We start from the raw sequence: 18965 nt of genomic DNA, 5'->3' as shown, positions 1-18965 counted from the left end.
TGCAGGACACACCACTAGATGGCCACGACGGCGGTGCCGTCAGATCGCCATGGCCGCGCGCACCTCGGCCTCCGACGCAGATCCGCCGGTGCCGCTGGAGGTCACCCGGCCGGCCTCCAGGATGTAGTAGCGCTGCGCGGATTCCAGGGCGAAACCGATGTGCTGCTCGACCAGCAGCACACCGAGATCGCCGCGGGCCGTCAACGCGGTGATCGCGGCCTCGATCTCGGCCACCACCGACGGCTGGATGCCCTCGGTCGGTTCGTCGAGGATCAGGCACTTCGGGGTGGTGATCAGGGCACGCGCGATCGCCAGTTGCTGGCGCTGACCTCCGGAGAGCAGACCGGCCCGTCGGGTCAGCAGCTCCTTGAGCGCGGGGAACAGGTCGAGCTGCTCGTCGATCAGCTTCTTACCGTTTTTGCGTCCGTCGGCCACCACCTGGAGGTTTTCCGCGGTGGTGAGCTGCCCGAACGACTGCTGGCCCTGCGGCACATAGGCCAAGCCCTTGGCCACCCTGGCGCTGGGCCGCAATTTGGTGATGTCGTCACCGTCGAAGCGGACCTTGCCCGCACTGCATTTCAGCAGGCCCACGGCTGCGCGCAGCAGGGTGGTCTTGCCCGCACCGTTGTGGCCCATCACCGCGGCCACCCCGTCGGAGGGAACCTCGAGGTTGACCCCGTGAATGACCTCGGAGCGGCCGTAGCCGGTCCGGACGTCGACGAGTTCGAGCATCAGGACTCCTCCTTGAGTTCGTCCAGCACGCCTTCGGTGCCCGCCGCCGCGGTGCCGAGGTAGACCTCTTGCACCTTCGGGTTGGCCTGCACTTCGGCCACCGAACCCTCCGCGATCACCTGACCGCGGGCCAGCACCGTCACCGATGTCGCGAACGCCCGCATGAAGTCCATGTCATGCTCGACGACCACCACGGTGCGCTCACCACCGATGCGGCGCAGCAGGTTTCCGGTCTCCTCGCGTTCCTCGTGACTCATCCCGGCGACCGGCTCGTCGAGCAGCAGCACATCGGCGTTCTGCACCAGCAGCATGCCGATCTCCAGCCACTGCTTCTGCCCGTGCGCCAGCACCCCGGCGGGTTTGTCGGCGAGATCGGCCAGCCCGGTGATCTCGAGGGCCTCTTCGATGGCGGGCAGCACACTGGAGCGACGGCGCAGCAGCGTCAGCACGGACCGTCCCGCGCCCGCCGCGATGTCCAGGTTCTGCAGCACGGTCAGTTGCTCGAACACGCTGGCGGTCTGGAACGTCCGCCCGACACCGCGCCGAGCGATCTGGTGCACCTTTTTGCCGAGCAGTTCCACGCCGGACTTGCTCACCGAACCGGTGCCCGACACCAGGCCGGTGATCGCGTCGATCACGGTGGTCTTACCGGCGCCGTTGGGGCCGATGAGGAAACGCAGATCACCCTGGAACAGTGTGAGATCCACATCGCTGACGGCCTTGAAACCGTCGAAATCGACGGTGAGCCCGCGGACTTCCAGATACTGGGTACCCATACCGACGTTGCCGCCGGGGGCGGGCTCCGGGTGGATTTCGGTCTCTACTGCGCTCATGCGTTGGCTCCGGCCTTCTCTGGTTCCGGGTCGGGGTCGGGAAGCGGGACCGGTTCTGGCTCGGCATCCGGCTTGCCCTTGCGGCGCCGGCGCAGGAACACGCCCAGCCCGGCAAGCCCGGCCGGGAAGAAGCCGACGACGACGATGAACAACAGACCCTGCGCGTAGGTCCACTCCGACGGAAAGCGTTCGGACAGCAGGGTTTGCGCCCAGGCCACCCCGATGGCGCCGAGGACCGGCCCGAGCAGGGTGGTGCGCCCGCCGATGGCGACGCCGATCAGGAACGCGATCGAGGGCAGGATGCCCACCTGCGACGGTGCGATGAAGCCCACGATCGGGGCGAACAATGCACCGGCGATGCTGGCGAACAGCGCGGCCACCACATAGGCGACCACCTTGATATTGGCCGGGTCGTAGCCCAGGAAGCGCACCCGCTCCTCACCGTCACGCACGGCGACGAGCAGCTCCCCGTAGCGGCTCTGCATCAGCTGGCGCACCACTGCGACCGATCCCAGCAGCACCGCGGCGGCAATGAAGTAGAGCATCTGCTTGTTCACCGGGTCCTTGAGCGAGAACCCGAAGAACGTGCGGAAGTTGGTCAGCCCGTTGCTGCCCCCGACGCTGGTCTGCCCGATCAGCAGGATGGCCAGTGCGGCCGCCAGCGCCTGGGACAGGATCGCGAAATAGGCGCCCTTGACCCGGCGTTTGAACACACCGAACCCGAGCAGGGCCGCGATCCCGGTGGGGATCACCACGATGGCCACCAGGGTGACGACCGGCGAGGCGAACGGCTGCCAGTACCCGGGCAGTTCCCGCACACCGGCGATCTGCATGAAATCCGGCACGTCCTGGTTGGTCAGCGCCGCGTCGGAGATCTTCAGGTGCATGCCCATGATGTAGCCGCCGAGGCCGAAGAACACGCCCTGGCCCAACACCAGCATTCCGCCACGGCCCCAAGCCAATCCGATGCCGACGGCGACGATCGCGAAGCACAGGAACTTCGCCAACAGCCCGAGCCGGAAATCGGACAGGATCGCGGGAGCCAGACCGAACAACACGATGGCGCCGACGCCGAAGCCGGCCCATGTCTGCCAACGACCGATGAGTTGCTTCACACCAGACTCCTCGTTCGAACCGTGAACAGGCCCTGCGGGCGGACCTGCAGGAAGAACACGATGATCACGAACAGAATCACCTTGGCCAGCGAGGCCGTGGTGCTGTACTCGATGAACGAATTCAGGAACCCGAGCCCGAGTGCGGCGATGACGGTGCCCTTGATCTGTCCCAGACCACCGACCACCACGACCAGGAACGCGTCGATCAGATAACTCTGCCCGGTGGTCGGGCTGGTCGAGCCGATCAACGTCAGCGCCACCCCGGCCACCCCGGCCAGGCCGGAACCGATGAAGAACGTGGTGATATCGGTGCGCCGGGACGAGATCCCGCTGGTCTCGGCCAGGTCCCGGTTCTGCACGACCGCGCGGATCCGGCGGCCCATCGGGCTGGCCTTCAGTGCCGTCGCCAGCGCCACGACCGCGACGGCGGCCAGCACCAGGATGAAGATGCGGGTCTTGGGCACCACCGCGCCCAGGATCTCCACGCCGCCGGAAAGCCATTCCGGTGCGACGACGTTGACCGCCGGGGCGCCGAAGATATCGCGCGCGATCTGTTGCAGGATCAGGCCGACACCGAAGGTCACCAGCAGGGTGTCCAAGGGCCGGTCATACATCCGCTGGATCAGTGTGACTTCGAGCAGGACACCCATCGCGCCGCCGACGAGGAAGCCGACGACCAGGGAGATCAGCAGTGAGGCACCGGTGTTCGAGATGACCTGCTGCACCACATAGGCGGTGTAGCAGCCGGCCATGATGAATTCGCCGTGCGCCATGTTGATGACGCCCATCTGGCCGAAGGTCAGTGACAGGCCTAGTGCAGCGAGCAACAGGATCGAGCCGAGGCTCAATCCTGTTGCCAGCTGTCCGATCAGGACATCCATGCGTTATCTATTCGCTTCGCTCGCCTGGATCAGCCGGAGAGCCCGGCGGCCCACGGGTAGGACTTCAGGTACGGATCGGGCTCGATCGGCGCGGGGGACTCCCACACCGTGTAGATGAGGCCATCGGGCTTGATCTCGCCGATGCGCGCGGTCTTGGTGATGTGGTTGTTCTCACCGTCGATGGTGACCAGGCCCTCGGGGGCGTCGAAGCTCACGCCGCCCGCATTGTCCTGAATGGCCTTGGTGTCGAAGGCCTGTGCCTTCTCGACCGTGTTCTTCCACAGGTACACCGAGACATAGGCGGCCTCCATCGGATCCGAGGTCGGCTTGTTCTCGCCGTAGGCCTTCTTGTAGGCGGCCACGAACGCGTTGTTCACCGGGGTGTCGATGGTCTGGTAGTAGTTCCACGCGGTCAGCTGATCGGTGATGTTCTGCACGCCGATGCCGCCGACCTCTTCCTCGGCGATAGACACCGAGACCACCGGCATCTCCTGCGGGGTCAGGCCCACGTTCTTGTACTCACGGAAGAACGCGACGTTGGAGTCGCCATTGAGGGTGTTGAACACCGCGTCGGCGTCGGCCGTGCGGACCTTGTTGATGATGGTGGAGAAGTCGGTCGAGCCAAGGGGCGTGTAGTCCTCACCCTTGATCTCCATGCCGTTGGCCTCTGCGTACGCCTTGATGATCCGGTTGGCGGTCTGCGGGAAGACGTAGTCGCTGCCCACCAGGTAGAGCGACTTGGTGCCCTTTTCCTTGAGGTAGTCCAGCGCCGGGACGATCTGCTGGTTCGTCGTCGCGCCCGTGTAGAAGATGTTCTTGCTGGATTCCAGGCCCTCGTACTGCACGGGGTAGTAGAGCAGCGAGTTGTTGCTCTCGAACACCGGCAGCATGGCCTTGCGGCTCGACGAGGTCCAGCCACCGAAAACGGCTGCGACACAGTCGCTGCTGATCAGCTTCTCGGCCTTCTCGGCGAACACGGTGGGTTCGGAGGCGCCGTCCTCGCCGACGATCTCGATCTGCTTGTCCAGCACGCCACCGGCGGCATTGATCTCGTCGACGGCGAGCTTGATGGCGTCGCGCACGGTGACCTCGGAAATGGCCATGGTGCCCGACAGTGAGTTCAGGGAACCGACCTTGATGGTGGAACCCGAGGTGTCCACACACGAGGCAGCCGCAGCGCCCTCTTCGTCGCTGGCCTTGCTACCGCACGCAGAGAGCACCATCGAGGCGGTGACCACGACGCTCCCCGCTATCAATGCTGATCTGTTGAACATCGGTCGGGGGAGTCGCATCTAAGGCCTTTCCTTCGATTTCAGTGCATCGTCAGAACTTTGGAGAACCCGTGTGGGTGTCGAATCGGCACGTTAGGACGCCTAGGTTTCTGTGAAATTTCTCTATGTGACGAACAAATTAACCTGTGGCTCGACGGGTGTTATCCGTTCATTCACCGGGTACAAGTCGCTGCCGGGCGGTGCGCAACGGTCGGTTGTAACGATCCGGTAGCGTCCGGCGATGTGATGGGCATGCGAAAAACCACGAGCAAGGTAGGAGCTGTCGCCGGCGCTGCGGCGATGGTGGCGGGCGCGGCGCTCGCCTTCGGTACCGCGACGGCCAGTGCTGAGCCGGACGGTCAGGTGGTGCGCTACACCCTGACCTCGGGGGCGCCCTATCAGTTCCAGGTGTTCTACCTGACGGCGCAGCCGCCGAGCATGGAGGCCTACAACGCCGACGCCTACACCTACGCGAAGCGCGAGACCATCACCGTGGGTCCCGGGGCGCCGTGGGTGTTCGAAACCACGCTCGCCGATCCGCAGTGGGCCATCCTGCAAGTGAGTAGCACGACGAAGGGGTCGGTCGGCCCGCCCAACGCGCATTGCGATATCGCTGCGGGCGACCAGATCATCGCCGCGCAGGACAACCCCTACAGCGTCACCTGCCAGGGCACCCAGTGGTGACCGTCTGACCGCTTGACATTCCCATCGAACAGATGTTCGATGGGAATCATGCGATGGGACGGGCAGAGTGTGCGCGCCGACGACGGTGCACTGCCGGGTCTGGCCCGGCTCGGTTTCGTCCGCACCGTGCGCACGCCGGAGTTCGACGGGATCACCTTCCACGAGATCCTGTGCAAATCCGCGCTGAACAAGGTGCCCGATGCGGCCATGCTGCCGTTCCGGTACACCGTCAACGGCTACCGCGGCTGCTCGCATGCCTGCCGGTACTGTTTCGCCCGGCCGACCCACGAGTACCTGGACTTCGATTCCGGTGCGGATTTCGACACCCAGGTCGTGGTGAAAACCAATGTGGCCGAAGTGCTTTCCCGTGAGCTCCGGCGGCCCTCATGGGCCCGGGAGACGGTGGCACTGGGCACCAACACCGATCCCTATCAGCGGGCCGAGGGACGTTACCGGCTGATGCCGGGCATCCTGACCGCGCTCGCCGAATCCGGTACCTCGTACTCGATCCTGACCAAGGGCACCCTGTTGCGCCGCGATCTGCCGTTGATCGCCGAGGCCGAGCACGACGGTCCGGGCGCCAGTGTGTCGATCTCGCTGGCGGTCGCGGACCCGGAGCTGCAGCGCGACATCGAACCCGGCACACCGTCCCCGCAGGCCCGGCTGGCACTGATCTCGGCCATCCGTGACGCCGGCCTGAACTGCCACGTGATGGTCGCGCCCGTGCTGCCCGGCCTGACCGATTCCACCGAGCATCTCGATGCGCTGCTGCACGCGATTGCCGACGCCGGCGCGACGGGCGCCACCGTGTGTCGGCGGACATGAAAAACTGCCCACTGGCGGACATGAAAATGCCCATTCGCGGCCAATAAGAACTGCCCACCTGCGGACACGAAAGTGCCCGTAGGCGGTCATGAATCTGCCCAGACCTTGTCTGTGCTGCTCGGCGCGTCAGCGCCGTAGCGGCCTCTCCTGCGGTTTCGATGTCGATGCCTAGTCGAACTGAAAACCACAGGAGAGACCTACGTGAAGTCTGACGGAGAACTCATGGAAATACTCAATGCCTACGACCTGACCGGGTCCTACCGCGCTGCCGCGCAGTTGTGCGGCTGCTCGCACCACACGGTGAAGAAGGCGGTTGAAGACCGCGACGCGGGTCTGCCGCCGGCCACTCGGCGGGCCCGGATGATCGACGATTGGCGTGACGTCCTGGAAGGCTGGGTCGCGGAGTCGAAGGGAAAGATCCGCGGCGACAAAGCCCACGACAAGTTAGTCGTGCTGGGATATACCGGCACTGACCGCACCACCCGGCGAGCCCTTTCGGAAATCAAATCACAATGGCGACTGGGTAATACACGCGTGCATCGGCCCTGGATCACTGATCCTGGACTGTGGTTGCAGTACGACTTCGGCGACGGCCCTATCGTCGCCGGGCGCAAAGTGGTGCTGTTGGTGGCGTGGCTGGCCTGGAGCCGCTACCGGGTGGTGATCGCATTGCGGGACCGCACCGCACCCAGTGTCTTCGCCGGGCTGGACCGGATCTTCCGCATCGTCGGTGGTGCCCCGACTTATCTGCTGACCGACAACGAGAAAACCGTCACCGTCGGACACATCGCCGGGGTTCCCGTCCGCAACCGCGCCGCAGTCACCTTCGGACGCTTTTACGGCATCTCGGTACTGACCTGCGAGCCTGCCGACCCGGCCTCCAAAGGAGGGGTGGAGAACGCAGTCAAGCTCGCCAAAGCCGACATCGTGCCCACCGAAACGAACCTGCTGCCCCAGTACAGCAGCTTCGCCGAGGTGGAGGCGGCGTGCGCGCAGTTCGTCACCGACATCAATGCCCGGGTGCACCGCAGCACCGGTCGTCGCCCGGTCGAGATGCTCACCCAGGAACGCCCCGCGCTGCACGCGGTGCCCGACCTGCCGCACACCGCCGCGTTGGGGGTGACCCGCCGGGTTCCCGACAACACCCCGATGGTGACCTTCGAACACTGTCAATACTCCCTTCCGGCAACGCTGTTGGGGCAGACGGTGTGGATCCGTCACCACGGCGGTACCGACGAAGTGGTGATCTGCGCCCTCGATGACGGCGGCCCGGTCGAAGTGGCCCGGCACCACCGTGCCACCCCGGGCAGCCCCGCCATCGACGATGCTCATTTCCCCGCCCACCGCGACAAGGTTCCCGGTGACTACCGGATCCGGGCCCGCAACACCGCTGAACGACTCTTCGTGGCGTTGGGGCCCGGGCAGCCCTATGGCTCACCGAAGCGGCCGCCGTCGGCACCGAACGGATGATTCAAAAGATGGCCCACGCCGTCGAACTGTCCGCGTTGGCCGGGCCCGCTGATGTCGACTGGGCGCTCGGCCATGCCGCGACCCATGGCCGCTTCGCGACCGGCGATCTTGATTCCATCCTGGCCAGCAAGGGCTTGGATCCCACCCGACGCGGCGCCAGCGAAGCCACGTCCCTGGCTCAGGGCACCAAGGGTTGGGACCTGTTGGGCACCAACATCAACGACACACCCGAAGCAGACATCGCATGACCACCACCACCGCGCTGCCCGCCGATGTGGAAACCCTGATGCGTGCCCTGCGGTTACCGCACGCCCGGGCCATCGCCGCCGACGTGCTGGCCACCGCCCGCGCGCAACGCTGGGACCCCACCGAAGTCCTCAAAGCGCTACTGGTCGAAGAATCGGCCGGACGGGCCCGCTCCATGCTGGCATCCCGACGCAAAGCCGCCGGCTTCCCCACCGGGAAAACCTTCGACGTGTGGGACCCGGGCACGTCGTCGATCCCGCTACCCACCCAACAAGCGTTACAGACCTTGGAATGGGTTGGGCGCCGGGAGAACCTGGTGGTCTGCGGGCCCGCCGGCACCGGCAAAACGTTCTTCCTCGAAGCCTTGGGGCAGAAAGTCATTGAAGCCGGGATGCCGGTGGCGTGGTTCACCCTCGAACAGATCGGAGTGCTCGTCCGGGCACATCGCGCTGACGATTCCCTGGGCAAAGCCGTCGCCAAGATCGTGCGCGCTGAGCTCGTGGTGATCGATGACGTTGGACTGTTGCCGGTCGGCGCGGATGCCGCCGAAGGGCTCTACCGCATCGTCGAAGCCGCCTACGAACGCCGCTCGGTGGCGATCTCGTCAAACCTTCACCCGAGCGGATTCGACGAGCTGATGCCCAAGACGTTGGCGACCGCCACCGTGGATCGACTCCTGCACCACGCGCACCTGTGCCAAACCAGCGGCGACTCCGTGCGCCTGGCCCAAGCCCTGCACGGGAAAGGAGTCAAACCCCTGACCTAACAACGGCCTCAACCACCGGTGGCGGACACACCCTCATGGGCAGATTCGTGTCCGCCACTGGGCCGTTCTTATTGGCCACCAACGGGCACTTCTCATGTCCGCCCACGGGCAGTTTCAGCTGTCCATTGACAACCGTGTTCGGGCTGCACCTGCGCGGTTCCACCCGGGGGTGGTTCATGCAGTGGCTGCAGCGTGCGCATCCCGAACTCGTCTTCCGATACCGGAGTCTGTACCGGCGCGGGGCCTATCTCCCGCCGGAGTACCGCGATGAGCTGCGCGCCCGGGTGGCGCCGCTGCTGGCGCGGTACCGATTGACTGGGCGTGGGCCCATGGCGCGCGCCGGTGCCGTTTCCTCCGAAGTCACGGCACCGGCGCACCCCACCTTGTTCTGACGAGTCGAGCCGTCACCCCGTGAGCCCGCGCAAGACAGCGGCGGCCACCGGGCTCGGATGCCCGGCCTCGAGGTCGAGTTCGCCGGTGGGCTCCAGGGGAGGCTGGGCCATGAACCGGGGGACCGCGCCGCGGTGCGCGGTCCCGGTGTGCACCACGAACGGGTGGCACAGGTAGACGTCACCGATGCGGCCGGTGGCCGAGACGACATCGCAGTTCTCGGTCGCCGGGACCACTTTCTCGCAAATCGGCATCCACGGAGCACCGTCGGACCCATACTCGGCCAACACTTTCGGTACGGCCAGATGCGAGCCGACCCGGATCGCGGTCGGTGCGTCATCGGGGCCGACGTCGGAGTACAGGAACAGCATCAGCAACGCGCGGCCGCGGGAACGCAGGCTCAGCCGTGGGCCCTCGGCGTCATGGAACGACGCCTCGACATGCCATCCCGCTTCCGGTGGCGCCGCGGTGCTCGGAAAGCGCAGGGGGAAGGTGCCCATCCCGAGTCGGGGCCGCCAACCATTGTGCCCGACAAGGACATCGAACGCCTCGGTGAGAACGTCGGTGTTGGCCGACGCGGTGAAATCCGGGGTCGCCATGGCGGTCACCCTGATCAGTGGTTCCGTCCAACTCGTGGGATCGGCGGGGTCCAGGCCGGTGGCTCTCCACAGCTGTTCGCGGCAGCGCAGGCCCAGTTCGCGGTCGAAGGCGGACTCGATCTTGAGGTAGCCGTGACTGATGAAGCGGTCGACGTCGAGCATGGAGCCATCCTGTTGCCGCCGGAGCGCCGAAGCAACCGAATTTCCGGCATCTGCAGCAAGATCCGACAGATGCGCAGGCCGCGCCACCCGCTCGCCATGTCACGGCTTTGCGCTTTCGCGCCCCGCGGGTCGTGGAAGCGAGTATGCATTCGAAGTATGACCACGCAAAAACTCTTGAGTTCGTTGAGCGAATCCGACCTGCTGTTGGTGCGGGAAACTGCCCAGGCCGAACTGAGTGGGCTCGACGAAGACGCGCTGCTCGATCTGCACGCGCGGGTGCGTCGTGCGCGCAACAAGCATGTCGGGATGTATCGGCGCCAAGCGTCCGCGCGGGTGCCGGCGAAGGGCGCTCGTGGCAAGGCACGTCCGGCCAATGCCAACAACGCCGCCCGCGCCGAGATCTTCGAGGACGCGCTGGCACGGGTGAGTCGCCAACTCGGTGCCGCCGCCCGGCAGAGTGCACGCGAACTCAAGGATGAGCGTCTGGCAATGGCGCGCAACGAGTCCCCGAAGGCTGCGCCGCCCGCGAAAGTGGTACGCAGCTCCGGGGTCAAACCGCGCGTGCTGGCCGACAAGACCAGGCAGTCACCCGGCCGCAAGAAGCGCGAGGCGAGCTCGATCGCCGCGGGCGCCCGGCGCCAGGCCAAGCGCGACCGACGCTGAACCGGAAAACCTAGCCCTTGTTGCGTTTGACCTGATTGAACGGAACACCACGGTCGGCGGCCGGTTCGCGTGGGAAGCCGAGAACCCGCTCGCTGATGACGTTGCGGGCCATCTCGGAGCTGCCGCCGCCCAGTGAACCCGTTTGCCGGGACAGGTAGCGCACGCCGATCTCCTGCAGCCCGGTGCCCTCGTCGATCACCCCGGCGGTGCCGGCGATGGCCAGCGCGGTGTCGACCTCGAGTTCGGTGGTCTCGGCGTGGAACAACCGGATCAAGGTGCCGGCGTTCGGCGGCAGCGAACCGTTTGCGATGCACCGGGACACGTGGTCGATGAGCTGGTCCTTGACGATGCGACGAGCCAGTGCACGGCCGGCCAGGTCCTGCACCCGGGCGTCGCCGCTCTGTCCGGTGGCCTCGGCCAGGCCCACATGGTCGGGCGGCATCTCGCTGGCGTTCTCGGCGCCTGTGCCACTGGCGAATTCGGATCCACCACCGACGGCCCGCCGCTCGTGGTGCAACTGGCGCGACGCCACGGTCCAGCCGTCGTTGACCGCACCGACCACCGCTTCATCGCCGAGTTCGAGACCGTCGAAGAATTCCTCGCAGAATTCCTCGTTGCCGTTGACCTCGGTGATCCGGCGCATCGTGATGCCGGGTGCGGAAAGGGGCACCAGGAACATGGTGAGGCCCGCGTGCTTGGGCACGGTCCAGTCGGTGCGGGCCAGCATCAAGCCGTAGTCGGCCGCGAACGCGCTGGTGCTCCAGGTCTTGGCGCCGTTGATGATCCATTTGTCGCCGACCCGGTCGGCCCGGGTGATCACCCCGGCCAGATCGGAGCCGCCGCTGGGCTCGGACAGCAGCTGGCACAGGATCTCCTCACCGCGGATGGCGGCCGAGATACGTTCGCGCTTCTGGTCCTCGCTGCCGACGTCCAGGATGGTTGCCGAGCAGATGGTGAACGACGGAGTGTTCAGGATCAGCGGCATCTCGTAGGCGCGGCATTCGGCGTTGAACGCCTTCTGGTAGGCCAGATCCAGTCCCAGCCCGCCGTATTCGCGGGGGAAGCAGATGCCGGCGAACCCACCCGCGTGCAACTTCTGCTGCAATTCCTTGGCCCGGTCCCAGGACTGCTGCTCGGCGCGCACCATGAACGGGGGATTCTCCGGGTCGATCGGCGGCATGTTCTCCGTCAGCCATGCCCGTGCCCTGGCGCTGAAATCGGCGACCGACTCATCGGTGTGGGTGGAGATCGCGGTGTCGGTCATGCGGGCACCTTTCGGCTCAGCTCGAAGATGACTCGGTGGTGGTCCTCGGGCGAGCCGAACATCGCCCGGTTCAGGGCCGCCCGCCGCAGATACAGGTGCAAGTCATGCTCCCAGGTCACGCCGATACCCCCGTGCAGCTGTACACAGTCCTGCAGCATCACCGGGGCTCGTTCGCCGACATAGGCTTTCGCGACACTGACGAACTTGTGTGCGTCCGGGGACCGGGCGCCGACGGCCTCGGCGGCACCGGCGGTGGTGGCCCTGGCGGCCTCGAACCACAGTTTCATGTCCGCGAACCGATGCTTGAGGGCCTGATAGGAGGCCAGCGGCCTGCCGAAGCTGTGCCGGTCGAGCAGCCACTGATTGGTCATCGCCAGCACCGCGTCCAGGATGCCGACGGTCTCGGCGCATTGCAGCACCAGCGCCACCTGGCGCTGACGTTCGATCACCTGGGCGGTCTGCCCGGCCGAGCCGACCACTGCGGAGGCGTCGACCTGGACACCGTCGAATGAGATTCGGGCGTAGCGCTTCACCATGTCCACCGAGCGCTGCGTCTGCACGCTCACACCTGCCGCGTCGGCGGGCACCACGAACTGTCGTACCGCGCCGTCCAGGGCCGCGGTGACCAGCAGCACATCGGCCGCATCACCGGATTCGACCCGGTCCTTGACGCCGTCGAGCCGGTAGCCGCCATCGGTGGCCGTGGCCGTCAGCTCCGCCGTCGCCGGGGAGAACGGCTTCCCGGGTTCATAGACCGCCCAGCTCGCCACCGCTTCACCGGACACCAGCGACTCGATCGTCGCCTCGTGGCCGTCCGGGGCCTCGACCAGTCCGGCCAGCACCACGCTGACCGGATGCAGCGGACCGGGAGCGACGGTGCGCCCGGCCTGCTCGGCGAGCAGGGCAAGGTCGGCCACGCCGTCACCGGAGACGCTGCCGCCGCCGAGTTCCTCGGGTACCAGCAGGCTCGCCCAGCCCAGTTCGGCAGCACGCTGCCACCACTGGGCGTCGAAAGAGCCCCCACTGCCCTGTATCTCGCGCACCGTGCTCAGCGGGACCTCCTTGTCCAGGAAGGCCTGCGCGGTCGAGGCGAACAGCATCTGTTCCGGATTGGCCGCAGCGGTCATGGTGATCTCCTCCTCAGGCGAACGTCATGGCGGGCACGTCCGGCTTGTGCACGATCTGGTTGGGCACCTTGAACAGGTCGATCAAGTTGGCGCCCATCACCTTTCGCACGCCCTGTTCGTCGAGGCCGTTGGCTTCCAGATCGCTGACCAGGTTGATCGGATCGGCAAGGCCTTCCGGATGCGGCCAGTCGGAGCCGAAGATGACGCGGTCGATACCGCACAGATCGGCCATGTCCTTGAAGTTGTCCTCCCAGAACGGCGCCACGTACACGCAGCGCCGGAACGCCTGGATCGGATCCTCGGGGAAGGAGTCCGGCATCTTCGAGTAGACGTCCTTGAACTGGTAGTGCAGGTAGGGCACCCAGGAGGCGCCGTTCTCGACCGACAGGATGCGCAGGTCCGGGTTGCGGGTCAGCGCGCCGTGGCACACCAACGCGGCCATGGTGTCCTCGATGGGGCGCTTGCCCATCGCGACCATCCGGAAAGACGTGGGGGAGAACGGCTTGAACTCGGTCGCGGGCTCCCAGTCGTTGAGGTAGTTCGAGTACCCGCTGTCGGAGGCGTGCATCGCCACCGGGATGCCGGCCTTGACGCAGGCGTCCCAGAACGGATCGAACTCCTCCACGCCCATCGAGCGGCTGCCGCGGTAGCCCGGCACCGGGGCGGGCCGGACCAGGACCGTCTTGGCGCCGCGCTCCAGACACCATTCGAGTTCTTCCAGGGCGCGGTCGACGTTGCCCAGGTTGATCACCGGGGTGGAGAAGATGCGGTCCTCGTAGTTGAACTGCCAGGTCTCGTACATCCACTGGTTCAGCGCATGCACGATGTCGAGAATCAGATCCGGGTCGTCCTTCAGGCGCTCTTCGACGAGGCTGGCCAGCGTCGGGAACATCAACGTGTAGTCCAGGCCCAGGCTGTCGAGGACCTCGAGGCGGGCTGCCGGATTGCGGAACGCCGGGATGGCCTTCATCGGCTTGCCCATCACCTCGCGGTAGCTCTTGCCGCCGCTGCCGTGCCGGAAGTAGTCCTCCTGCGCGCCGGGCCGTGCGACCACTTCGAAGGTCGGGTTGGGGATGTAGTCGCTGACCTGGTTGCGGACCATGATCTTGGTCCGGCCGCGGACCTCGATGTAGTCGATGACGCCTTTGCGGTGGTCCGGAAGGAATTGCGTTAACGCTTCTTTGGGCTCGTAGAAGTGGTTATCGGCGTCGAACACCGGATACGACAGGGTGCGTGAAGGCATTTCCATCTCCTGAAAGGCTGGTTTCCGTGGAGTGGTAATGACGTTACCACGATCGTCAGATGGGTTGGCCGGGGTCACGCAGCAGACTTCGCACACAGAACTCGAAGATGTGGCTTCCCTCGACGGGGGCGCCGTTCAGCTCGGCGCCGAGCACGCGCAATCGCAGCGCGCCCAGCACGGTCTGCATGATGAGCGCGGACGCGGTGTCGGTCTCGGTCTCGGAGGCTTCGCGGAAGACGCCCTCGGTGATGCCGGCGGCGATGATGTCCCTGATCAGCAGGTGTAGCGGAGACAACACGCGGGCATATTCGCGGGGCAACGTCTCGGCGAGATGGTCGTTGTAGAAGGTCAGTCCGCGGTTGATGCTGTCCTGTTTGGTCGACGCGGCCGGGGCGCTGATACGGGCCACCAGGGTGCGCAGTGCGGAGATCGCGTCCAGACCCTGCAGATCGGCGCGCCAGCGGGCCGCCGACTCCGACATGATCCTGTCGACGAGCGCGAGCAGGAGCTCGTCTTTGGTGGAGTAGTGCTGGTAGAAGGACCGCAGCGAGGTCTTGGATCTTTCGACCACCGCCAGCACGGTGAAATCGGTGCGACCGGTCTCACCGAGGATCTCCAGGGCCGACTTCATGAACCGGGCGGGCCGCGATTCGGCTTCCTCCGCGGTTGCCGGTATGCGTGCCGTCGACTTGGCCATCTGCGGACCCCCTCTGGACCGGAACCATTGTGCAACCCGTGAGAATGACGTTACCGTTTTTGCAGAGCCGCCAGGAAGGGACGCATGACGACATCGGACAAGACCACAATTTCAGACCAGTCGCCGGAACAGGTGCTGTGGACGCTGGAGGGACTGCTCGAGCTGTTCGCTCCGCAACCCGACGGGGAGAACCGCTTCATTGCCCAGACCGGACTTGCCGGTGCCGACGATCGTCAGGTGGTGGAGGGTACCCAGGTGCTCGCCCAGGCCATAGTCGCTGTGGCGCAACGGTTCCCGGACAAGTCGGTGCGCTCGGCCTATGCGGTGTTCGCCCGCGTGGTGCTGGTCGGCCCGCCGGTGGAACTCGACATCGACGTGGTGGCCGAGGGCCGTTCGACGGCCACCGCGGTGGTGACCGCCTCCCAGAACGGCAAGCGGTGCATCACCATCACCGTGCTGGCCGATGTGCCCTCCGGTGACGTGATCCGACACCAGCTGCCGCGGCCGCAGGTGGCCGCCCCCGCGGACGCCAACGCGGGCAAGATGCCGATGACCGGCCGGCAGCTGCGCCTGGTGGACGTCGTCGATGTCAACAGCCCCGACGAGGTGGGACCGCCCGAACTGTTCGCCTGGCTGCACTACGATCCGATTCCGGCCCGGGACGACCTGGCCAAGGCACTGATTGCGTATTTCACCGGACACCTGGGGATTTCAACGACCATGCGCGCACACGCCGGTATCGGCACCGCACAGGCACATCTGACGGTATCGACCGCACCGATGACGATCTCGGTCAGCTTCCACGAGCCCGTGCAGTGGCAGGGCTGGCTGCTCTACGGCCACGAGAGCACCCAGGTCGGTGCCGGCATGTCCTATGTGCGCGGCACCGTGCACACCGAGGAGGGCGAGCTGCTCGCGTCCTTCAGTCAGGACGCGCTGATCCGTCCGCTGCGCACGACCGACACCGGCATCAAGGAACAATCCCGGCTGTGAGGGCACACCTGCCGGCGGCGGGTCATACCTTCAAGTAGCCCTTGTCCGCCGGGATCTGAGCCGCCGTCACCAGCGAAGCGCCGTCACCGGCCAGCCACAGCACGATATCGGACACCAGATCCGGTGCGGCCAGTGAATCGGTCGGCAGCGCGCCCGGCGAGAAGCTGTGGATGTAGGTCGGGTTGTCGGCGAACATCTGGTACATGGCCACGTCATTGCCCATCGGGGTGTCGGTGCCGTAGGGATGCACCGAGTTCACCCGGATGCCGTACGGCCCCAGTTCGACGGCCAGCGAGTTGGTCAGCGCCACCACCCCGAACTTCGTGGCGCAGTAATGCCCGCAGCCGGGCACCGCCTTGATGCCCGCCGCCGAACTGATGTTGATGATCGAGCCGCCGTTGCCGGCCTCGATCATCGGTGGCACGACGGCCCGGATGGTGTTCCACACACCGGTCAGATTGGTGTCCAGGGTGTCCTGCCACTGCTGCGGCGAGATCTCCCACAGCCGGCCCCAGTTCAGCACCCCGGCATTGGCGACCACGATGTCGAGCCTGCCGAACTGCTCGACGGTGTCGGCGATGACTCGCTGCTGTCCGTCGGCGTCGCGGACGTCGACCTCGCGGGCCAAGATCTTGCGGCCTTCGCCCTCGACGAGGGCGACGGTCTCGGCGAGGTCGGCGGCGGTCGCCGGGGCGTACCCGTTGCTCGCGGCGACCGGCCCGCACGCGTCGATGGCGACGATGTCGGCGCCGGCCCGGGCCAGCCGGACGCAGTGCGAACGGCCCTGTCCGCGAGCGGCTCCGGTGACATAGGCAACGCGTCCGGCCAGCGGCAGGTCGGTCATGCGGGCTGCTCCTCGGTCAGTGCCGACACACTGCGCCGGCTGTATCGGTAGTCGTCGAGCGGACCGCGGCGGGCGAACCGCCGTGACGCCGTGATGGTTTGCGGCCGGTGGTACACGGTTTCGCCACGCGAATTGATGAAATAGGTGCGTAGGCCCGGATTGCAGGCGGTGAAGTACAGATGCGCGGTCTTGCCGCGCCGGGCCATATCGGCGTTCCAGCGATCGAAAGCCTCCCCGGTGACCGCCGCGACCTGGAAGCCCTGCCGGCGGGTCTGTCCGATCACCCGCGCCGCGTGCCGGGCCATGGTCTCGACGAAATCGCACCACGCGAAACCGACGAACCCGTGCGGGCCCACGATCTCCCACCGGTTCGGCAGCCGGGGATGGGCGGTGCCGGCGTAGCTCGCCAACCCGTGGCTGCGGTAGTACTCGGCGAGGTCGAAACCGTCGGTGCCCAGAATCGTTGCCGGACGGTAGGTTTCGGGATCGGTCCACAGTTCGTAGCCGGTGGCCGCTACCAGCAGGTCGGCGGGCCGGTGTATCCCGTCGGCGGTCTGCACACCGTCACGGGTGATCCGCTCGATGGGCGTGGTGATCAATCGGGTGTTCGGGTTGTTCAGCGCGCGGAAGAACGCACTGGAGATGACCGGCCGTTTGGCGACGATGCCGTAGCCGGGCACCAGTGCGGCCCGGGTGGCGGGGTCACGCACGGTGCATTTCAGCAGCAGCCGGTACAGCGCCCGGCAGTAGGCGTCGTATATCGGTATCAGCCGCACCAGGATCCGGTCGGGGAGCCGGGAGAAGACGTGCACGATCGGTGCGATCATCGCGGCGTCCATCAGTAGGCGTCCGGCCGCGTTCACAGTGGCCAGGACACCGGGGATGCGCAGGATCCGCCGCAGGACCGGGGGCAGATCGAAGTCGATCTTGGGCAGCACCCAAGCCGGCGTGCGCTGGTAGATATCGAGCTGCGCGGCCTCGGCGGACAGTGCGGCCGAGATCTGCACTCCGCTGGAGCCGGTGCCGATCACGGCGATGCGTTTGCCCGCGGTGACGTAGGAGTCGTCCCAGGCGTTGGGCCGCAGGATGGTTCCCGCGAAGTCCTCGGCGCCGTCGATGTCGATGTGTTGTTTGGCGTTGACATAGCCGCCCACCGAACTGATCAGGAAGCGCGCGGTCAGTTCGGGCCGGCCTCCGATGGTGAGCCGCCACAACCCGGCGGCGTCATCCCAGCGTTGTTGGGTGACTTCGGCGCCGGTGATCAGGTGGTCGTAGAGGCCGAGTCGGGTGGCGGTGTCACGCAGGTATCGGTAGAGCTCCGGGCCGGGCGCGAACAGGCGCGACCAGTCGGGGTTGGGTGCGAACGACAGCTGATACCAGAGGCTGGGGATGTCGACGGCGAGGCCGGGGTAGTGGTTGTCACGCCAGGTTCCGCCGAAATCCTCTCCGCGTTCGATGATCACGAAATCATCGATGCCCTGGCGCCGCAGATAGTGGGCGGCGGCGATCCCGCCGGGGCCTGCGCCGATGATGGCCACCTCATGATCGGGTTCGTTCACGTGGGTCTCCCGTTGAGTCCGTCGATGATGTGGCCGGCCACGAATGTGCGCACCGCCCGTGGGTTGTCCAGATTGACGCCCATCGGAGGGAGCAGTTCGAAACTGAAGAGCACCCGCACGATCCATTCGCCGGCCCGGGCGGGATCGAGTGTGGCACCGACCTCCCCGCGGCTCTGGGCGGTCTTGACCCGCTGCCGCCACAACGCCACCGCCCGGGTCACCAGGTCGTCGCCGATATTGCGCAGCAGCAGCACCAGGATGCTCTCGTTGATGCCGTCTGCGGCAACGAAATCCGAACGCCTACGGTGTGCACAGATGAGCACCGCCGCGGCAGCCACCTGATCGGCCAGGGTGTCGTGGCGGTCCACCTCGGTGGCCATGGCGTCGACGAAACGCGCTGCCAGGTGCTCGAGCGCGACCTTGATGGCCTGGTCGCGGCTGCCGTACGCGTTGTGTACCGTGCCGCGGGACACCCCGGCGGCCTCGGCCACGGCGGTCAGGCTGAACTGGCGGGGGCCCAGCCTGCGCAGGGTGTCCGCGGTGGCGGCGAGCAGCGCCGGTGAGCGGGAACCGGTGCGGGCCATGTTGGACACATTAGTCA

17 protein-coding genes and 3 pseudogenes are annotated in these 18965 nt (G+C 66.3%); 7 read left to right on the top strand and 13 right to left on the bottom strand.

Annotation, left to right across the window (positions count from 1 at the left end):
- Nucleotides 1–39: 39 nt before the first annotated feature.
- The 5 genes from urtE to urtA are packed head-to-tail and all read right to left on the bottom strand — an operon-like array spanning nucleotide 40 to nucleotide 4853.
- Nucleotides 40–732, bottom strand: a complete 693-nt coding sequence (gene urtE, locus EXE63_RS31255; protein ID WP_168145173.1) for an urea ABC transporter ATP-binding subunit UrtE — start codon at nucleotides 730–732, stop codon at nucleotides 40–42.
- A complete protein-coding gene (gene urtD / locus EXE63_RS31250; RefSeq protein ID WP_168145172.1) occupies nucleotides 732–1565 on the bottom strand; it encodes an urea ABC transporter ATP-binding protein UrtD in 834 nt (277 codons plus the stop codon). Before urtD ends, urtE begins: the two co-directional genes overlap by 1 nt.
- On the bottom strand, nucleotides 1562–2680 hold the full coding sequence (gene urtC, locus EXE63_RS31245; RefSeq protein ID WP_168145171.1) for an urea ABC transporter permease subunit UrtC: 1119 nt from the start codon (nucleotides 2678–2680) through the stop codon (nucleotides 1562–1564). The genes urtD and urtC overlap by 4 nt, the downstream gene beginning before the upstream one ends.
- On the bottom strand, nucleotides 2677–3561 hold the full coding sequence (gene urtB / locus EXE63_RS31240; protein WP_057164982.1) for an urea ABC transporter permease subunit UrtB: 885 nt from the start codon (nucleotides 3559–3561) through the stop codon (nucleotides 2677–2679). Before urtB ends, urtC begins: the two co-directional genes overlap by 4 nt.
- A 29-nt stretch (nucleotides 3562–3590) precedes the next feature.
- On the bottom strand, nucleotides 3591–4853 hold the full coding sequence (gene urtA, locus EXE63_RS31235; protein ID WP_168145170.1) for an urea ABC transporter substrate-binding protein: 1263 nt from the start codon (nucleotides 4851–4853) through the stop codon (nucleotides 3591–3593).
- Nucleotides 4854–5084: 231 nt separating this feature from the next.
- Between urtA and EXE63_RS31230 the strand changes: the two genes are divergently transcribed.
- From EXE63_RS31230 to EXE63_RS31210, 5 genes and pseudogenes are all read left to right on the top strand, one after another.
- Nucleotides 5085–5516, top strand: coding sequence for an Rv2576c family protein (locus EXE63_RS31230; protein ID WP_168145169.1), 432 nt, complete (start codon nucleotides 5085–5087; stop codon nucleotides 5514–5516).
- Nucleotides 5517–5564: 48 nt separating this feature from the next.
- Nucleotides 5565–6326 (top strand): annotated as a pseudogene (locus tag EXE63_RS31225) (radical SAM protein); the annotation flags it as partial.
- A 216-nt stretch (nucleotides 6327–6542) separates the two neighbouring features.
- A pseudogene (istA, locus tag EXE63_RS31220) lies at nucleotides 6543–8059 on the top strand (IS21 family transposase).
- Nucleotides 8056–8823 (top strand): ATP-binding protein, encoded by a 768-nt coding sequence (locus EXE63_RS31215; RefSeq protein WP_168141302.1) that lies wholly within the window; start codon nucleotides 8056–8058, stop codon nucleotides 8821–8823. The pseudogene istA and the gene EXE63_RS31215 overlap by 4 nt, the downstream one beginning before the upstream one ends.
- Nucleotides 8824–8954: 131 nt before the next feature.
- Nucleotides 8955–9215: pseudogene (locus EXE63_RS31210) on the top strand (Rv2578c family radical SAM protein); the annotation flags it as partial.
- A 12-nt stretch (nucleotides 9216–9227) separates the two neighbouring features.
- On the opposite strand, the gene EXE63_RS31205 reads toward EXE63_RS31210, so the two are convergent.
- Entirely contained in the window at nucleotides 9228–9974 is a 747-nt protein-coding gene (locus EXE63_RS31205; RefSeq protein ID WP_168145168.1) for a phytanoyl-CoA dioxygenase family protein, read from the bottom strand.
- Between the two features lie 156 nt (nucleotides 9975–10130).
- Between EXE63_RS31205 and EXE63_RS31200 the strand changes: the two genes are divergently transcribed.
- Complete coding sequence (locus EXE63_RS31200; RefSeq protein ID WP_168145167.1) at nucleotides 10131–10637, top strand: hypothetical protein; 507 nt, start codon at nucleotides 10131–10133, stop codon at nucleotides 10635–10637.
- A 10-nt stretch (nucleotides 10638–10647) separates the two neighbouring features.
- Here the strand turns inward: EXE63_RS31200 and EXE63_RS31195 are convergent, their stop codons facing one another.
- The 4 genes from EXE63_RS31195 to EXE63_RS31180 are packed head-to-tail and all read right to left on the bottom strand — an operon-like array spanning nucleotide 10648 to nucleotide 14968.
- Nucleotides 10648–11901 carry an acyl-CoA dehydrogenase family protein gene (locus EXE63_RS31195; RefSeq protein ID WP_168145166.1) on the bottom strand — a complete coding sequence of 418 codons (1254 nt, stop codon included), beginning with the start codon at nucleotides 11899–11901 and terminating at the stop codon, nucleotides 10648–10650.
- The gene (locus EXE63_RS31190; protein WP_168145165.1) at nucleotides 11898–13028 is read right to left on the bottom strand and encodes an acyl-CoA dehydrogenase family protein; all 1131 of its coding nucleotides are present in this window, start codon (nucleotides 13026–13028) and stop codon (nucleotides 11898–11900) included. Before EXE63_RS31190 ends, EXE63_RS31195 begins: the two co-directional genes overlap by 4 nt.
- A 13-nt stretch (nucleotides 13029–13041) precedes the next feature.
- On the bottom strand, nucleotides 13042–14271 hold the full coding sequence (locus tag EXE63_RS31185; protein ID WP_168145164.1) for an amidohydrolase family protein: 1230 nt from the start codon (nucleotides 14269–14271) through the stop codon (nucleotides 13042–13044).
- 55 nt (nucleotides 14272–14326) lie between these two features.
- Nucleotides 14327–14968: a TetR/AcrR family transcriptional regulator gene (locus EXE63_RS31180; RefSeq protein WP_168145163.1), complete on the bottom strand. Its 642-nt coding sequence runs from the start codon at nucleotides 14966–14968 to the stop codon at nucleotides 14327–14329.
- An 84-nt stretch (nucleotides 14969–15052) separates the two neighbouring features.
- Here EXE63_RS31180 and EXE63_RS31175 point away from each other — a divergent pair, with 84 nt between their 5' ends.
- A complete protein-coding gene (locus EXE63_RS31175; RefSeq protein ID WP_168145162.1) occupies nucleotides 15053–15961 on the top strand; it encodes an acyl-CoA thioesterase in 909 nt (302 codons plus the stop codon).
- Nucleotides 15962–15983: 22 nt separating this feature from the next.
- Here the strand turns inward: EXE63_RS31175 and EXE63_RS31170 are convergent, their stop codons facing one another.
- From EXE63_RS31170 to EXE63_RS31160, 3 genes are read right to left on the bottom strand one after another with little or no spacing between them, the layout of a single operon-like run.
- Nucleotides 15984–16805, bottom strand: a complete 822-nt coding sequence (locus EXE63_RS31170; protein ID WP_168145161.1) for a mycofactocin-coupled SDR family oxidoreductase — start codon at nucleotides 16803–16805, stop codon at nucleotides 15984–15986.
- Entirely contained in the window at nucleotides 16802–18364 is a 1563-nt protein-coding gene (locus EXE63_RS31165; RefSeq protein WP_168140750.1) for a flavin-containing monooxygenase, read from the bottom strand. The genes EXE63_RS31170 and EXE63_RS31165 overlap by 4 nt, the downstream gene beginning before the upstream one ends.
- Complete coding sequence (locus EXE63_RS31160; protein WP_168145160.1) at nucleotides 18361–18948, bottom strand: TetR/AcrR family transcriptional regulator; 588 nt, start codon at nucleotides 18946–18948, stop codon at nucleotides 18361–18363. The genes EXE63_RS31165 and EXE63_RS31160 overlap by 4 nt, the downstream gene beginning before the upstream one ends.
- Nucleotides 18949–18965 lie beyond the last annotated feature (17 nt).

It is taken from the genome of Mycolicibacterium frederiksbergense (assembly GCF_012223425.1).
GTDB classification, from domain to species: Bacteria; Actinomycetota; Actinomycetes; order Mycobacteriales; family Mycobacteriaceae; genus Mycobacterium; species Mycobacterium frederiksbergense.
This window is presented reverse-complemented; position numbering and strand designations above follow the sequence as displayed.

Coding starts and splice junctions, on each gene's coding strand:
- urtE (WP_168145173.1), bottom strand. CDS start 732: ATGCTCGAACTCGTCGACGTCCGGACCGGCTACGGCCGCTCCGAGGTC.
- urtD (WP_168145172.1), bottom strand. CDS start 1,565: ATGAGCGCAGTAGAGACCGAAATCCACCCGGAGCCCGCCCCCGGCGGC.
- urtB (WP_057164982.1), bottom strand. CDS start 3,561: ATGGATGTCCTGATCGGACAGCTGGCAACAGGATTGAGCCTCGGCTCG.
- urtA (WP_168145170.1), bottom strand. CDS start 4,853: ATGCGACTCCCCCGACCGATGTTCAACAGATCAGCATTGATAGCGGGG.
- EXE63_RS31230 (WP_168145169.1), top strand. CDS start 5,085: ATGCGAAAAACCACGAGCAAGGTAGGAGCTGTCGCCGGCGCTGCGGCG.
- EXE63_RS31215 (WP_168141302.1), top strand. CDS start 8,056: ATGACCACCACCACCGCGCTGCCCGCCGATGTGGAAACCCTGATGCGT.
- EXE63_RS31205 (WP_168145168.1), bottom strand. CDS start 9,974: ATGCTCGACGTCGACCGCTTCATCAGTCACGGCTACCTCAAGATCGAG.
- EXE63_RS31200 (WP_168145167.1), top strand. CDS start 10,131: ATGACCACGCAAAAACTCTTGAGTTCGTTGAGCGAATCCGACCTGCTG.
- EXE63_RS31195 (WP_168145166.1), bottom strand. CDS start 11,901: ATGACCGACACCGCGATCTCCACCCACACCGATGAGTCGGTCGCCGAT.
- EXE63_RS31190 (WP_168145165.1), bottom strand. CDS start 13,028: ATGACCGCTGCGGCCAATCCGGAACAGATGCTGTTCGCCTCGACCGCG.
- EXE63_RS31185 (WP_168145164.1), bottom strand. CDS start 14,271: ATGCCTTCACGCACCCTGTCGTATCCGGTGTTCGACGCCGATAACCAC.
- EXE63_RS31180 (WP_168145163.1), bottom strand. CDS start 14,968: ATGGCCAAGTCGACGGCACGCATACCGGCAACCGCGGAGGAAGCCGAA.
- EXE63_RS31175 (WP_168145162.1), top strand. CDS start 15,053: ATGACGACATCGGACAAGACCACAATTTCAGACCAGTCGCCGGAACAG.
- EXE63_RS31170 (WP_168145161.1), bottom strand. CDS start 16,805: ATGACCGACCTGCCGCTGGCCGGACGCGTTGCCTATGTCACCGGAGCC.
- EXE63_RS31160 (WP_168145160.1), bottom strand. CDS start 18,948: ATGGCCCGCACCGGTTCCCGCTCACCGGCGCTGCTCGCCGCCACCGCG.